Consider the following 14831-nt stretch of genomic DNA (forward strand, 5'->3'; position numbering starts at 1 on the left):
TAATAATTTTTTGCTACAAGGTTTGTTTAATTTTTTTTCATAGTGTAGGTTCAAAAGCGAGCATATTGCTTACCCACCACAAAAAATAATCAAAAAAGTGGGATTAAACAACAGGTGAAACAGAGTGGTACCTATGAAAAATAATAAATTTACCCCTTCTTTAATCGCGGCTGGCTTAGCACTTTCAAGCTTTGGCGCATTAGCAGACAACGACCGTTACATCATTCAGGTAGACAACAACGCAAAAGGCATTGTCAAAGCACTGGCAAAACAATCTGGGGCAGAAATTCACGTTGATGCCGATGGCTTTATCGCTGCGACGTTCAGCGGTAAATCTTTGAGTGACGTGAAAGGCTTACTTAACAACCCACACGTTAAATTAGTTGAAGCTGACCTAAAACGCGTCCCAATGGCATTATTTAACGATGACGCTGGGGACCCGACACAAACTCAATTAACGCCATATGCTGTTTATCAATCGCAGGCTGATCAAGTTGCATTTGATAGCAACGCAGGCATGAAAGTGTGTGTTATTGACTCAGGGCTAGATTCATCGAATGCTGATTTCAACTGGTCTGCAATTACCGGTGATAATGATGTTGGCACTGGTAATTGGTTTGAAAATGGTGGTCCTCACGGCACACACGTAGCCGGTACCATCGGCGCGGCTGATAACGGCTTTGGTGTAGTGGGTATGGCACCTGGTGTTGATATGCACATCATCAAGGTGTTTAACGCTTCTGGCTGGGGCTATTCATCAGATTTAGCACAAGCAGCACAGCTTTGTTCTCAGGCTGGTGCTAACATCATAAACATGAGCCTTGGTGGCGGTGGCGCAAACTCTACAGAAGAAAATGCGTTTAAAGACTTTGTTGCAGCGGGCGGCTTAGTTGTGGCTGCTGCGGGCAATGACGGCAATAGCGTTCGTTCTTATCCTGCGGGCTACTCGTCAGTGATGATGATTGGCGCAAACGATGCCGATAACAATATTGCCGACTTTTCTCAATATCCATCGTGTAGCTCGGGCCGCGGTAAGCGCGTTACTACCGACGAAACTATCTGTGTTGAGGTAACCGCAGGAGGCGTAGACACCCTTTCAACCTATCCTGCAGGCGGTGCATCTCTATCTGCAATGAGCGCTGACGGTGTTGGCTTTGCATCATCAGCGATGGAAAACACAGGCTCGGTATCAGCGGCGACTTACTTCCTAGGCTTAGGTGATGCGGTAGATGCTGGCGCAGCGGGCAAAGTTTGTGTTATTGACCGCGGTAGCGTGTCTTTCTACGACAAAGTGAACAATTGTGAACTATCTGGTGGTGTAGGTGCCGTTATTATCAACAACGAACCTGGCATGCTTTACGGCACACTAGGTGATACTAACAATACCTCAATCCCTGCTGTAGGAGCAGCGTTCGAAGATAGAAGCGCATTAGTTGCAGCATCTACTATCGACATTTCAATTGGCGCAAGTGACTACGGCTACATGAGCGGAACTTCAATGGCGACACCTGCTGTTGCAGGTATTGCTGCGCTGGTATGGTCAAATCACCCAACGTGTACAGGTGAAGAGATCCGTAGCGCGCTTAAAGCGACTGCAATGGACGCAGGCGCCGCAGGAAAAGACGACTTCTTTGGCTATGGTATCGCTCAAGCGGCCGATATGAATGCTTACCTTACGCAAAATGGCTGCGCTGGCGGCAACGGCGGTGGTGACAATGGTGGTGGTGATAATGGCGGCGGTGATACAGGCGGCACGGGTGATTTAACGCTTACAGCGACTGGTTACAAAGCTAAGGGCGCACAGTTTGTGGATCTTTCTTGGACTGATGCTACGTCGTCAAATGTTGATGTATATCGCAACGGAAGTGTTATTGCTACCACAGCAAACGACGGCGCGTATACCGATGCTCTTAGCTCAAAAGGCGGTGGCAGTTACAGTTACCAAGTGTGTGAAGCAGGCACAACCACCTGTTCAGCAAGTGTTAGCGTGGTTTTCTAAGCCTTTTATAGATTATGTTTCTGCCATGAAATTGCAATTATTTGCAAACCCTTGTTGAAACTAAATCTTAAAGAAAGAAACTAAAAAAGCGGGCAGTTTATTACACTGCCCGCTTTCTTTTTATTAGCCATAAATTAGCTTAGCAATAGTGCCTAGCTAAACATCTGGGTTGCTAGGTTTTGCTGTACCGCCTGCGCAGACGACGCACTCAGCTCAATCTCAATAGGATCGGCTTTACCCGACAACCAAATTTTAAGCTCAGCGTCGGTGTCAAAATGTCCTGCCGTCTCAACGATGAACTGCGTAATCGATTTGTAAGGAATAGAGTGATAGTTCACTTTGCGCCCAGTAAGCCCTTGCTTATCAATAAGAATTAAACGCTTGTTCGTGAATACACTTAAATCGCGCACTAATTTAAACGCAGAGGTCACGGTCTCATTAGCCGCGAGTATGGGCGTCAGCTCCTCTTGCACATCTGAAGCACTCGTCTCGCTTGCGTTACCCATAATGGTATCAAATAAACCCATAAGTATTTCCTTTTAGGCAGAGGCAAGTTTTACTCGCCATTGAACTCTATGCGCCAGCGGTTTGGGTTTATCTAGAGCAAAGCCTTGACCGTAGTCGACTTTAAGCTCTCTAAGCACTTCTGCGGTAGCATTGTCTACCACAAACTCAGCTACCGTTTGTTTACCCATACTGTGCGCAATATTATTAATCGCAGTAACTGTAGCATGATCAATTGGATCGTGAACAATGTTTCGCACAAAGGAACCGTCTATCTTCACGTAGTCTACGTCAAGGTGCTTAAGGTAAGTAAACGACGACATACCTGCACCAAAATCATCTAAGGCAAAGCGACAACCTAAATCGCGCAGCGTGGATATAAAGTGTTTAGCAGCACTTAAATTAGTTACCGCCGTTGTCTCTGTTATTTCAAAGCAAATCTTCTCTGCAGGTACCGACGTGCTTTGCATTCTTTGCGTAATTTTATGAAGAGCCATCTCATCACCTAGCGTTATGCCCGATAAGTTAATGGCCACTTTGCCAACGTTATCAATATGCGCTGGGTTGCTTTCAAGGGTTTTAAGGGTGTTATCCACTACCCACAAATCCACTTTATTCATTAAACCGTGGCGCTCAGCTAACGGGATAAATAATCCCGGGCTGATAAGACCGCCCTCTCTAGCGTTTAGACGAAGCAATATTTCATAATGTTGAAGGTGTCCCGCTTTATCTTCATTAGGCACATTAAGCGGCATGATAGCTTGGCTATACAATTCAAAGCCATCGTTTTGCAGCGCGTGGTGTAAGGCATGCAGTACTTGATTTTCGCTATCGTCGATAGCCATTTGGGAATCATTGTCATGAAAAACAAAGTAACGATTTCGCCCCAGATTCTTAGCTTTGTAGCAGGCGTTGTCGGCTGCTTTAATTAAGGCTTCTGCACTTTGTGTACTTTCGTTTATTTCTATTACGCCAATACTTGCACCGACGAAGAAGAGTTTATCATCGTATACAAAACGGTAATTGGAGATAGCCAACAATAGTTTGTCTAGACGCTTGGTCACCTCGTCTAAACTTTGATGACGAAATATAATACAGAACTCATCTCCACCTATTCGCGCTAACAAGTCTTGCCCGTTTACATATTGCCTGAATATGGTAGATATCTCTTTCAATAGCTTGTCGCCCGCGGGGTGACCGCAGCTATCGTTGACCAATTTAAAACGGTCCATGTCGATAAAGCACATCACGCTTTGTTTGTTCTGAGTACGAGGCATGTTTAGAAAGGTCACTTCATTGTAACCCGCGCGGCTTAACATCCTGTAATCTGTTAGCGCGGCGTGATTAACGTTTTTGCTACCCGCGTTTTGCTTACTTTCCCGATGGGTGTCGTCAAGGATCTCTCTTAACTTTTCATCAAAAGCATAACGGTTGAAAAGACCTGTCAACTGATCATGATTTGCTTGAAAGTGGACTTCTTCCTGAAGCGCTAACTCCTTGGTTACATCTCGCGCTATACCTTCAACCGCCACCAACATGCCTGCTTCATTGAGTATTGGCGTGTCAGAGAACTCCAGCGCCACCGTCTCTCCCACTTTGCTTTGATAATGTACAATATAAGGTTCAGGCTTCTCGCCACGAGCAATGGTTTGACGTATCTCAAAAGTCTCATCTGGTATCTGGCGTACATAGCGTGATTCATTCACGCAGAAATCATCCGCAGAAAAGCCAAGAATCTTTCCTATACCAGCACTCGCGTAGATAAAATTGTGCTCTACGGTTTTGGTATAAACAAAATGTCTATGCATTCCATCAACTAAGCGACGGTATTTTTCCTCGCTGCGTTTAAGATCATTTTGGACACGAAAGCGCTCGGTAACATCCCTTATTGTTAAAGCGATATTCTCCCCCGCTTTTACCACCTGAACTTTTATCCATTCTGGGCTGACTTCGTCACTTTCAATGGCAATATGGGCTTCATAAGGCACACCATCTTTATATACGTTTTGCGCATTGTTGTATTCGTTGCTTAATCCTAAATATCGCATTTGCTCTGACAGTGTCATAGAGCGCAGCACATCACACGCCCCGCGAAAGAGATAGCGGGTATATGAATTGGCTTCGACAAGTGAAAAGTCGTCTTCTATGGGCTGGTATATGAGCAGTGCATCAAGAGAGGCTTCGCTTGCGGTTAGGTAACGCTGCTGACTGAGCGATAAACTAACCGCCCCCTTCAACTGTTTGTACAGTACATAGCTGACCAGCGCTGACATAAGCAAACCCGTTAGTATGATGAGGAGCCCTGCGTTGTAAGGGCTTAGCTGTGACTGCATAGAAAGATAAAAGTCTCTTTCTAAAAAAGTAAAGGGAGCCAAAGAAACAACCGTGCCGTCGTCAGCAAATTCGCCGCTTTGAAATAGTGTGGCGTCGTCAGAATGAATTTGGAAATTAAACTGAGGGCCGACTAATTCACCCAGCATTACCTCTAATATGGTTTGAACATCAAAACCCGCTATTAAATAGCCGTGCGCTGGCTCTTGTGGGCTAATGGCTCTGCCTACCACGATAAAATGATGTTCAGCTTCTTGAGAATAAAGCAGTGTACTCTCTAAATCTTCAGACAGGCTGGAGACGTTCAATCCTAGCGCCTCCATTGGCTTCCCAATAAGCGTATTGTCAATGCGCGTCTTGATACCAGTATTGGGCGCTGTTACCCAAGCGATTTTTCCACTCGCATCAACAAACACTAACGAAGAAAAGCCCTGCTGCATTCCCATTAAAGATAGGGCTTGAGCATTAAACCAGTCCACTTGGTTTGGCTCAAAGGTAGGCCAGTTTTGCATAAGATTATACAGCGCCTTAATGCGTTCACTTGAAAACACTTCAAGGCTGATTTTTACTTGTTCGGCAACCGACTGGGCTTTAGAGACTCGGGCTGCACGTTCGTCGTTTTGAATAAAGGCGCCTGTGGATATGAAGATTAAAGAAAGAAGCAGAAATAACACCGCAGGCAGGGCGTAAATGCGATGGTTTATTTTGCTCAACATGTATCTATCTCCGAAAACTACACGCTGTATACTAAAGTAGAATTATGAAATAAATATGAATTGCCTTATACACGATGCGGTGAGGATACTGGCATAAGAGAAAAGTATCTGGCACTGTATAATACTAGTCCGCATAGATAATTACCCACTCAGCGAGAGTTAAAATAAACCCTGACAGAGACTTAAAGTAGCTTTTGCAATTTTGGCATAAATGCTAAAACCTTGTATGCATTGAAAAATAAAGAATAAAAGAGCATTCAGAAAATGAGAACACCTCCCAGCTTTGACAGTATTAAGCTTGCTTACGAGCGTATAAAACATAACGTAAAGAAAACTCCTATCGTGGAATCTTCGTTACTTAACCAATGGATGGGCAATCGTATTCTATTTAAAGCGGAATGTTTGCAAACCATCGGAGCGTTCAAAATTCGTGGTGCAATGAATTTTTTGGCCCGTTTAAAAGATGAAGGCCGTTTACCGAAGCATGTGGTTGCAAATAGTTCTGGGAATCATGCGCAGGCGGTAGCCTATGCAGCCGCTCACTTCGGTGTTAGAGCGACAATTTTTGCAAGCGAAACGATATCTCCTATTAAAGCCGCGGCCACACAAAGCTATGGTGCTGAATTGAAGCTATTTTCCACCCGCCTAGAAGCCGACACTGCGGTGAAAGAAGCATCGAAAGCGCCAGATACTGTCTGGATCCCCCCGTTCAATCACGAGGATATTGTGGCCGGGCAAGGCACCGTGGCGCTTGAGGCACTTAATGAGGTTGGTAAGGTAGATGCCGTCTTTGCGCCATGCGGCGGTGGCGGATTATTGTCGGGTACACTGTTGGCGACTCGCGCGCTGCAACCAGACGCCTTGGTCATTGGGGCTGAGCCGGCTGAAGCCAATGATGCATCAATGTCGCTTCAGGCCGGGGAAATTGTTGCTTTAGATCATGCACCAGACACCTTGGCAGATGGCGCCGCTACGCCTTCTGTGGGTGACGTTACTTTCCCGCTTCTCCAAGAACTTGACGATTTTTACGAAGTTGATGAGCTACAAATTGCTTACTGGACTCAATGGCTTCATCATTTACTGAAACTTCACATTGAGCCAACTTGTGCCATGACTATGGCTGCGGTTGCAGCATGGGCAGCAAACACGCCTTCTGGTCAAACTGCGTTGGTGATATTAAGCGGCGGAAACATTAGCCAGTCGAGCATGGCAAAAATATGGGAACGTGACTTTTTATTACAGCCCCCTATTCTCGATTTCAGCGACGCCGACGAGCTTGCAGAAACGAGCGAGGCGGAAGCGTAAAAAACTCAAAGTATAACGATACAAGTTACGCAGAATAACAATCTTAGAATAATTAAATGAAGGCAGAAAACTCCATGAACTCTACTTTACGTAAATCAAAAATGAGAAAACCATTAAGACTTGGCGCCATAAGCTCTGCATTATTCACTGCACTGTCTTTTGCAGCCATAGGAAGCGCTAGCGCGGCTACTCTCGTTGAAAATGTTAAAGGGTATACGCTTAATGAGGCTGGCGAACTTATTTCGTTCAAAAACCTTGTAATGGATGAGGGTAAAGTGGTCGCCCTGGACGTAAATAAAACAGCGCCTGATATTAAAGCTAGCATCGACGAGACTATTAATGGCGCTGGCAAAGTGATGCTGCCAGGGCTTATTGATGCTCACGGTCATTTGCTTGGCTTAGGAGCAAACTTACTAGAAGTAGACTTGCGTGAAAGTAAAAGTGCACAAGACGCAGCCAAAGCGGTTGCCGAATACGCCTTTGCAAATAAACAGCAAACTTGGATTACCGGACGTGGCTGGAATCAAGAATTATGGTCTGACAGGGCCTTTCCAACCGCTACAGATTTAGACAAGGTTGTGTCTGACAGGCCGGTATTCCTTACTCGGGTCGATGGCCATGCAGCCTGGGTGAATACTAAAGCCATGGAGCTAGCTGGTATCACTAAAGACACCAAATCCCCCGTTGGCGGCGAAATAATAAAAGACGCAAACGGCAACCCTACCGGCGTGTTCATTGACAACGCATCACTACTCATTGAAGAACATTTACCTAAAGCCAGCAATGCAATATATGAACAGCAACTCAATGCTGCAGGTGAGCACTTACTAGCAAATGGTATCACGTCAATGCACGATGCCGGCGTGAGCAGAGATGTTTACGATTTCTATTTGAAAGAGGCCGTGGAAGGTGATTTACCGGTGCGTATTTACGCTATGGTAAGCGCTACTGACCCTGAACTTTCAACGATGTTGGGTAATGGACCAATACGCGATGAAGACGATTTTCTGTACATTCGTTCGGTAAAAGCTTATGGCGATGGCGCACTAGGTAGCCGAGGCGCCGCATTGCTAGAACCCTACTCAGATGCGCCTCATCAACATGGCCTATTGCTGACACAACCGGAGGACATGACAGAGCTTTTCACTACCGTTATCGGCGCAGGCTTTCAGCTTAACTACCACGCCATTGGCGACAAAGCTAACCATGTTGCGTTGAATGAATTTGAGGCCACTTTTGAAAACATCGGCGGCAGCGAATTGCGCAATCGTATTGAGCACGCTCAAGTCATCGCTCCAGACGATTTAGCGCGCTTTGCATCGTTAAAAGTACTTCCCTCCATGCAACCTACTCACGCTACCAGCGATAAAAACATGGCTGAGGATCGCATTGGTAAAGACCGTATGAAAGGGGCTTACGCGTGGAAGACGCTTTTAGATTCTGGTATCGCATTGCCCTTAGGGTCTGACTTTCCGGTTGAATTAGCCAACCCGTTTTACGGTCTTCACGCGGCGGTTACCCGTCAAGACAGAAATAACCAGCCGGTAAAGGGGTGGTACGCCCATGAAGCATTAACTGTTAAACAAGCATTTAAAGGTTTTACGCTCGATGCGGCCTACTCGGGGCATATGGAGGATTCGTTAGGTACGTTAACGCCAGGCAAATGGGCAGACTTTATCCTAGTTGATCAAGATATTTTCACTATTGATGCCAAGGACATTTGGAAAACAGAAGTACACGCAACCTATGTGGCGGGTGAACAAATGTTTTCCAAGCAAGCACCGAAACAATAGCGTTGATTAAAGAGAAGCTAAGCATTAATAATGAGTAGTTCAAATAAAGGGCTTTTAACCAAAGGCATCGGCAGTATTGGCGCTGCCCTTTTGGTATTAAACGGGCTAATTGGGGCAGGTATTTTTGCGCTGCCCGCCAAAATGGCCGCAGAGCTCGGTGCCTTTAGCCCTTATATCTTTTTGATCTTTGGCGCGCTCATGCTTGCCATTGTGTGGTGCTTTGGGCAGTTGGCAGCCCTGTACCAGGAAACCGGTGGGCCTGTAGTATATGCGCGCAAAGGGTTTGGCGACGCCGCTGCGTTTCAAACCGGCTTTGTTTACTACCTCGCTCGCGCCACCGCTATAGCCGCTAATATGCATGTTTTATTGCTGTACGCAGGCTATATATGGCCGGAAATTAATACAGGGTCAGGTAAGTCATTTGCGATTATTGTACTGACAACAGCATTGATTCTCGTGAATATTGTCGGACTTAAAGCCGCCATGCGATCACTCGATACTATCTCGGTGCTTAAGCTGTTGCCCTTCGTGGCATTGATTATAGCGGGCTATTGGCAGCTAGACTTTTCTACTGCATTAACCAGCTCTGCTGCTCCAGTTATTCCAGCATTTGATACCATATCAGCCGGCGCCCTACTTACGCTTTATGCCTTTATTGGTTTTGAAACTGTGGTGGTGACAAGTGGCGAAACCAATTCACCGAAAAAAACAATACCTCGCGCGTTAATGCTTACTGTTTCAGGCATTGCCATATTTTATTTTTGCGTGCAGTGGCTTTATTGGCATACCGTCGGGCCGGAGAAGCCCGATAGCGCACCGCTTATCGCACTCGCCAATATGATATTCGGCGAAACCGGGGCGCTTGTTATGACCCTAACCGCTGTAGTCTCGGTTGCCGGAAACTTGCTGGCAAATATGATTTCCACATCCCGCCTTACCTATTCTATGGCGCAGCAGTCACTCATTCCTGGAAAGCTAGGTAATACACTGGGAAGGGTTCACAACAAGTTTGCAACGCCTTATTTGTCCATATTAGTACTTGGTCTTTTTGCTGGTGCTATGGCGCTTAGCGGCAGCTTTGTGTGGCTGGCTATTTCCAGTGTGCTTGCTCGACTTGTGGTTTATGCCATGTGTGTGGTCGTGCTGATAAAAGCGCAGCAGGCTTCTTTGCGTGGCGCGTCTGAGCAGAATACTCCTTTTCAACGCGCTGCAGGCTCAAAAGTCAGTCCTACAAACTTGTTAAAGCGTTTGATACCCTTTGTCGCATTTGCGGTTTGCGCATGGTCTATTGCACAGTCGTCAACCAACGCATGGTTGTTTTTACTCGGCGAATTAGCCGTTGGCGCACTGCTCTATTTTGCGCTTTTCCATTTCACTCCAAGCAACAAAGTATCAAAAGGTTAAACAGTGGAAATTCAAGTTATACCGGTTACGCCCTTTGCCCAAAACTGCTCGTTAATTTGGGACTCATCCACTAACAAAGGCGCGTTTGTCGACCCAGGCGGCGACATTGAAAAGCTTATTGAAGCTGCGACAAATAAGGGCGTGAGTATTGAAAAAATAATTCTCACTCATGGACACTTAGATCACGTTGGCGGCACTGTCGCCATCGCAGAACATTATGGTGTACCCATTGTTGGGCCTCACATTGGCGATAAATTCTGGTTAGATGCACTTATGCAGCAAAGCCAGATGTTTGGCTTTCCACCCGCTCAGCCCTTTGCACCTAACGAGTGGTTAAACGACAACGACACGATATCGGTAGGAAATTTGACTCTTGAGGTGCTGCATTGCCCGGGCCATACGCCAGGACATGTGGTGTTGGTAGAGCGATCAAGCAATCGCGTTATCGTGGGTGATGTAATTTTTGCGGGCTCAATCGGCAGAACCGATTTTCCACAAGGTAATCATCAGCAACTTATCGACTCTATCAAGCAAAAAATTATGGTATTGCCCGATGATATGACGATTTACCCGGGCCACGGACCAACCACTACCGTTGCGACTGAAAAGGCCTCGAATCCTTATGTGTCTGGCAGGTTTGGGTAGCCTAAGTACTAATAAAATGAAAAAGGCGAGGCGTTTAACTGCAGCGTCCTCGCCTTTTCGGTATTTCGTCGCTAGCAGCCTTCGTTAACCACAGGTGTCAACTCAAATTACGCTAGCTCAACCGCTTATTCGTAAGCACCACTTGCGTAGTGTAATTCATAGCTGTGGCTATAAATTTCAAGAATGTTGCCAAACGGGTCTTCCATGTAAATCATGCGGTAGGGCTTTTCACCGGGATAATAGTAACGCGGCGCCTTCATACGCTTCTTGCCACCAGCGGCAACAATCTTTTCGGCCAAGCCTTCTACATCTGGGTCTTGAACACAGAAATGGAAGATACCGGTTTTCCAATATTCAAAGTTGTTATCTGGGTTCTCTTGGTTGCTAAACTCGAAGATTTCAACGCCAACACGATCACCTGTTGAAAGATGCGCAATGCGGAATTTTCCCCAACCTGCGCCAAATACGTCAGTACACATTTCACCAATGGCCGAATCATCTTCAACAATCTCGGTGGGCTTCATGATGAGGTACCAGCCAAGTACTTCGGTGTAAAACTTTACGGCAGCTTCTAAGTCAGGTACTGAAATACCAATATGAGAAAACGTACGTGGATACGGTGTTTTTACTGATTCAGTCATCACTTACTCCTCTGTAGTGCAAGTTAACAAAATGGCTTAAGCGGCCGCCTTCTTGGCTGTTTGGGTGCCCAAATCAAAGCAAGACCAATGCAGGCTCAAATACGCGTTTGATATAGACGTTGTTACAAACCTTCTCGCTAGAAGACCATCTCGAACACCGCTTAAGTGAACGTGCATACATAGTAGCTAGACAAAGAAAAAACATGAAATTATGATATTTTCTAAATATGATAATTTAAAATTATACCTCAATGATAAATCCTATTTGGCTAGACACCTTCGTCACTTTAGTAGAAACGGGGAACTTTACTCGCACTGCAGAGCAACGCTTTATGACTCAGCCGGGAGTAAGTCAGCACCTTAAAAAACTTGAAGAGGTATGCCAGTGTGAATTAGTAGTCCGCTTAGGAAAAGGGATTCAGCTTACTGAACAGGGCCAGCGTGTTTACCACTACGCCAAAGAGCAGCAGTTAAAAGAACAAAATTTTATTGCCAGCTTAAAGTTTGACGCCCCTTTTGAAGGTAAGTGCGTTGTGGCCTGCTCAGGTGCAATTGCTCAGCGTATTTACCCCGCTCTTTTGGTACTGCAAAAACAGCATAGCGGGCTTAACATTCATGTGGAAGTCGCGCCTCGCCGCACAATTTTATCAGGCATATCGAACAATACGCTTGAACTTGGTATTGTGACAAACCAGCCAGAGAGCGAGGATATACATAGCGAATACTTAGGCGAGGAAGCATTAGGGATTATACTACCCCGTAGCTTATCGAGTGCGCTTGAAGAAAAGTCTTCAAACTCATCTAAAAACGAGCAACGCGCTACTCCGCTTGCTAATGCTAAGACACAACGCTTATCTAGAGATGGAAACCTTGAACTAAATGATACGAGCGCTTTAAAAGACATTATCAACACTTTAGGGCTAATCAATCACCCCGATGCGATACATTACTTACAGCGCTACTTTAATGATTGCGGAGAACCTGAATTAGCTAACGTTAACCCGAATAAGCTGCCTCATGCCGGCTACATTAACCAGCTTTCGCAAATTCTGCTGCCGGTAAGCGAAGGACTGGGTTTCACCGTGCTCCCCACCAGCACGCTAGACTTTGTTAGCTTTGCAAACAAACTCACTGTATACAACGGAACAAACGACGTAACCGAACCTCTTTACAGCGTTCAAACCGCACACAGCGAACTGCCCGCCCGCTACCAAGTAATAAAACGAGCCATCAAACAAGTATTGGGGTGAAGCCTGGGGGTCAGAGTACATTATTAAGTTGGATTGCCAACCAAGCACCAAGCTTTTTGATAGTGGAGCCATGAAAGTTACTCTGACCCCACAATTCGTAATTAGTCGTGAAGCGACGGATCGGGCGCTACCATTTCTGCTTCTCTTTTATGTTCAGGCACATCCACTTTACCCGAGGCAATGACTTCCCCCTCCTGCCATAGCTTCCACTCGCCCCGTTCGTAAATATCCCACTGCTCGTCATTCGTTAGTGGTTCGGTAGCAATAATACTTACCACATCCTTTGGCGTGGTTTCTGCTGCAAAATCAATTTCCACCTCAACATCGCTTAAACAAGCGGGCCCAAACGGTGCTCTTCGGGTAATGCTAGCTAACTTTGTACTACAGAAGGTAAATAGCCAGTCGCCGTTACTCAGTAAGCAATTAAATACTCCTTGCTGAGCATACTCCTTTGAAAGCGCCACCAGCGTTTCAGCTAACTGCTCTGGCATAGCGTCTCGGGGGAGGTTTTGCCTGACGTTATTCATAATATCGCAGAAAAGCTCTTCGCTATCGGTATCCCCAACTGCTTCGTAAACACCCGTCCGGCGCGAGAAATTAGGTAGTTGTCCGTTGTGCGCAAATACCCAATATCGCCCCCACAATTCGCGGGTGAAAGGATGTGTGTTAGCTAAATTGATGTTGCCCACATTAGCTTGCCGTATATGACAAATAGCATTTTTGCTCTTTATGGGTAGCTTAGAAACGAAGTCGGCAATAGGCGATGTGGCGCAGGGCTCAGGGTCGTGAAACATTCGCACGCCTTTACCTTCGTAAAAGGCAACACCCCAGCCATCTTTGTGCGGCCCCGTTTCACCACCGCGGCGAGTTAGACCGGTAAAGCTAAAACATAGGTCAGTGGGAGTGTTCGCACTCATACCTAAAAGTTCACACACAGCGTTTATTACCTCTAGCAGTTATCTCATAAAGTACGTTGAGAATACGCAAGCTATCACGTTGAATCAATTCGACATTGGTTAGGATTACTACTTTTTATCGAAGATACGAGAGTTATGGGGTCAGAGTACATTAGCTAGAAAAATACTCTGACCCCATTATTCAGTTTTAAGCTGATAATGCGGTGTCTTGTTGTGGCAGTCTAATTTTCATTAAGGCCGATGGTTCGTCAATGCTGAGATATAACGTATCCATTTGCTCAACAAAGGTCGCTAAACCCGCGTAATACGTTTGTTCTGAAACAAAAGTAAGCTTAACGTTTGCGTTGCCTCTACCGAAATGGAAATGTTCTTGTGTTGAAGCTGCCGTCCAACTACCTGTTTCTAGTTGTTGAATGTTTGAAAGTGGAATAACGGTCATCCCCCACCATGAATTGTTCACCATGAGCTTATCTTGTATAAGATAGACTGAGTAATGCTTGCTAACTCTGTAATTAGCAATAAACATCACGATAAGGTAAAACACCAAGGTTGCTACAACAATGGCAACTGTTTCACTCCACAGTGCAATGGCGAGATAACTTGCATACGTTGCAATGACAAGGGCGATACATACGAGTGACACATGCCACCATTGTGCAGACCATAAACGCAGGTTTGCTAAAACGGGAACATGGTTTCTACTAAAACGAGGTACGGCGTAGTACCAACTAGCTGGCTCATGAGCAAACATAAGTGCCAACTCTAGCTTCTTTGCTTCTTTTGACCCATTTTCATAAACATTATCGCCTTCGTATTGTTCCAGCATATGTATTCGCGGGTCACCAGAGAGCTTTCGAGCCCCCCATAGCGCTTTAACTATCGTTCCCAGAAGGAGAAGCTCAATTACCATCAATACGGCAATAATCGGGTATTTAAGATAAGTAATGAACTCAAAGTAATAGGCTAACTGCTCAGGGTAGTTATAGCGTGCGACCAAACTACTTAAAGAAATAATGAGTAATAATTTCCATAGCGCTTGTTTGCCAATTTGGATGATCCAGAAATAGTAAAGCGCAGGCAAAAAGACAAAATATGCCAACGTAACCAGTACGGTATTACGCCACTGTGTGTTTGCCCAAATACTTTTAAGGGAGAAGGTTATTTCAGGAAGGGTCGCAGGTAAAAATAACGTGCCCACATAAAAGCAGACAGCAGCGACTATTAGAAAAGCGATTCGGTACTTAACGGGCTTACGCATAATTCATCCTTGATGCGTTAAACAAGCTGGTTGAGAACCCAACCAGCGTTACGCTATACCATACTCGA

General features: G+C 45.6%; 11 protein-coding genes. 6 read left to right on the forward strand and 5 right to left on the reverse strand.

Annotated features, from left to right (window positions below; translation table 11 throughout):
- Positions 1-133: 133 nt before the first annotated feature.
- Positions 134-1999 (forward strand): S8 family serine peptidase, encoded by a 1866-nt coding sequence (locus tag JC525_RS08150; protein ID WP_198815377.1) that lies wholly within the window; start codon positions 134-136, stop codon positions 1997-1999.
- 152 nt (positions 2000-2151) lie between these two features.
- Here JC525_RS08150 and JC525_RS08155 read toward each other — a convergent pair whose 3' ends face one another.
- Positions 2152-2526 (reverse strand): PH domain-containing protein, encoded by a 375-nt coding sequence (locus JC525_RS08155; RefSeq protein WP_014950757.1) that lies wholly within the window; start codon positions 2524-2526, stop codon positions 2152-2154.
- A gap of 12 nt (positions 2527-2538) precedes the next feature.
- On the reverse strand, positions 2539-5550 hold the full coding sequence (locus JC525_RS08160) for a sensor domain-containing protein (protein WP_198815378.1): 3012 nt from the start codon (positions 5548-5550) through the stop codon (positions 2539-2541).
- Positions 5551-5814: 264 nt separating this feature from the next.
- On the opposite strand from JC525_RS08160, the gene JC525_RS08165 reads away from it, so the two are divergent.
- The 4 genes from JC525_RS08165 (at position 5815) to JC525_RS08180 (ending at position 10697) form a co-directional block, all read left to right on the forward strand.
- Positions 5815-6855 (forward strand): serine/threonine dehydratase, encoded by a 1041-nt coding sequence (locus tag JC525_RS08165; protein ID WP_198815379.1) that lies wholly within the window; start codon positions 5815-5817, stop codon positions 6853-6855.
- Between the two features lie 101 nt (positions 6856-6956).
- On the forward strand, positions 6957-8648 hold the full coding sequence (locus JC525_RS08170) for an amidohydrolase (protein ID WP_198815380.1): 1692 nt from the start codon (positions 6957-6959) through the stop codon (positions 8646-8648).
- 30 nt (positions 8649-8678) lie between these two features.
- Entirely contained in the window at positions 8679-10052 is a 1374-nt protein-coding gene (locus tag JC525_RS08175) for an APC family permease (RefSeq protein ID WP_198815381.1), read from the forward strand.
- A 3-nt stretch (positions 10053-10055) separates the two neighbouring features.
- Positions 10056-10697 carry an MBL fold metallo-hydrolase gene (locus tag JC525_RS08180; RefSeq protein WP_198815382.1) on the forward strand — a complete coding sequence of 214 codons (642 nt, stop codon included), beginning with the start codon at positions 10056-10058 and terminating at the stop codon, positions 10695-10697.
- Positions 10698-10822: 125 nt separating this feature from the next.
- Here JC525_RS08180 and JC525_RS08185 read toward each other — a convergent pair whose 3' ends face one another.
- Positions 10823-11338 carry a lactoylglutathione lyase family protein gene (locus tag JC525_RS08185; RefSeq protein WP_198815383.1) on the reverse strand — a complete coding sequence of 172 codons (516 nt, stop codon included), beginning with the start codon at positions 11336-11338 and terminating at the stop codon, positions 10823-10825.
- A gap of 251 nt (positions 11339-11589) precedes the next feature.
- On the opposite strand from JC525_RS08185, the gene JC525_RS08190 reads away from it, so the two are divergent.
- Positions 11590-12588, forward strand: a complete 999-nt coding sequence (locus JC525_RS08190) for a LysR family transcriptional regulator (RefSeq protein ID WP_198815384.1) — start codon at positions 11590-11592, stop codon at positions 12586-12588.
- Between the two features lie 101 nt (positions 12589-12689).
- On the opposite strand, the gene JC525_RS08195 is transcribed toward JC525_RS08190, so the two are convergent.
- On the reverse strand, positions 12690-13523 hold the full coding sequence (locus JC525_RS08195) for a class II glutamine amidotransferase (protein WP_198815385.1): 834 nt from the start codon (positions 13521-13523) through the stop codon (positions 12690-12692).
- Positions 13524-13692: 169 nt separating this feature from the next.
- Entirely contained in the window at positions 13693-14763 is a 1071-nt protein-coding gene (locus tag JC525_RS08200; protein ID WP_198815386.1) for a hypothetical protein, read from the reverse strand.
- Between the last annotated feature and the right edge of the window lie 68 nt (positions 14764-14831).

It is taken from the genome of Alteromonas sp. IB21, from assembly GCF_016405965.1.
Lineage (GTDB): Bacteria > Pseudomonadota > Gammaproteobacteria > Enterobacterales > Alteromonadaceae > Alteromonas.

Excerpts from the sequence above, each read along its gene's own strand:
- JC525_RS08150 (WP_198815377.1), top strand. The coding sequence starts at position 134 with ATGAAAAATAATAAATTTACCCCTTCTTTAATCGCGGCTGGCTTAGCA.
- JC525_RS08155 (WP_014950757.1), bottom strand. The coding sequence starts at position 2,526 with ATGGGTTTATTTGATACCATTATGGGTAACGCAAGCGAGACGAGTGCT.
- JC525_RS08160 (WP_198815378.1), bottom strand. The coding sequence starts at position 5,550 with ATGTTGAGCAAAATAAACCATCGCATTTACGCCCTGCCTGCGGTGTTA.
- JC525_RS08165 (WP_198815379.1), top strand. The coding sequence starts at position 5,815 with ATGAGAACACCTCCCAGCTTTGACAGTATTAAGCTTGCTTACGAGCGT.
- JC525_RS08170 (WP_198815380.1), top strand. The coding sequence starts at position 6,957 with ATGAGAAAACCATTAAGACTTGGCGCCATAAGCTCTGCATTATTCACT.
- JC525_RS08175 (WP_198815381.1), top strand. The coding sequence starts at position 8,679 with ATGAGTAGTTCAAATAAAGGGCTTTTAACCAAAGGCATCGGCAGTATT.
- JC525_RS08185 (WP_198815383.1), bottom strand. The coding sequence starts at position 11,338 with ATGACTGAATCAGTAAAAACACCGTATCCACGTACGTTTTCTCATATT.
- JC525_RS08190 (WP_198815384.1), top strand. The coding sequence starts at position 11,590 with ATGATAAATCCTATTTGGCTAGACACCTTCGTCACTTTAGTAGAAACG.
- JC525_RS08200 (WP_198815386.1), bottom strand. The coding sequence starts at position 14,763 with ATGCGTAAGCCCGTTAAGTACCGAATCGCTTTTCTAATAGTCGCTGCT.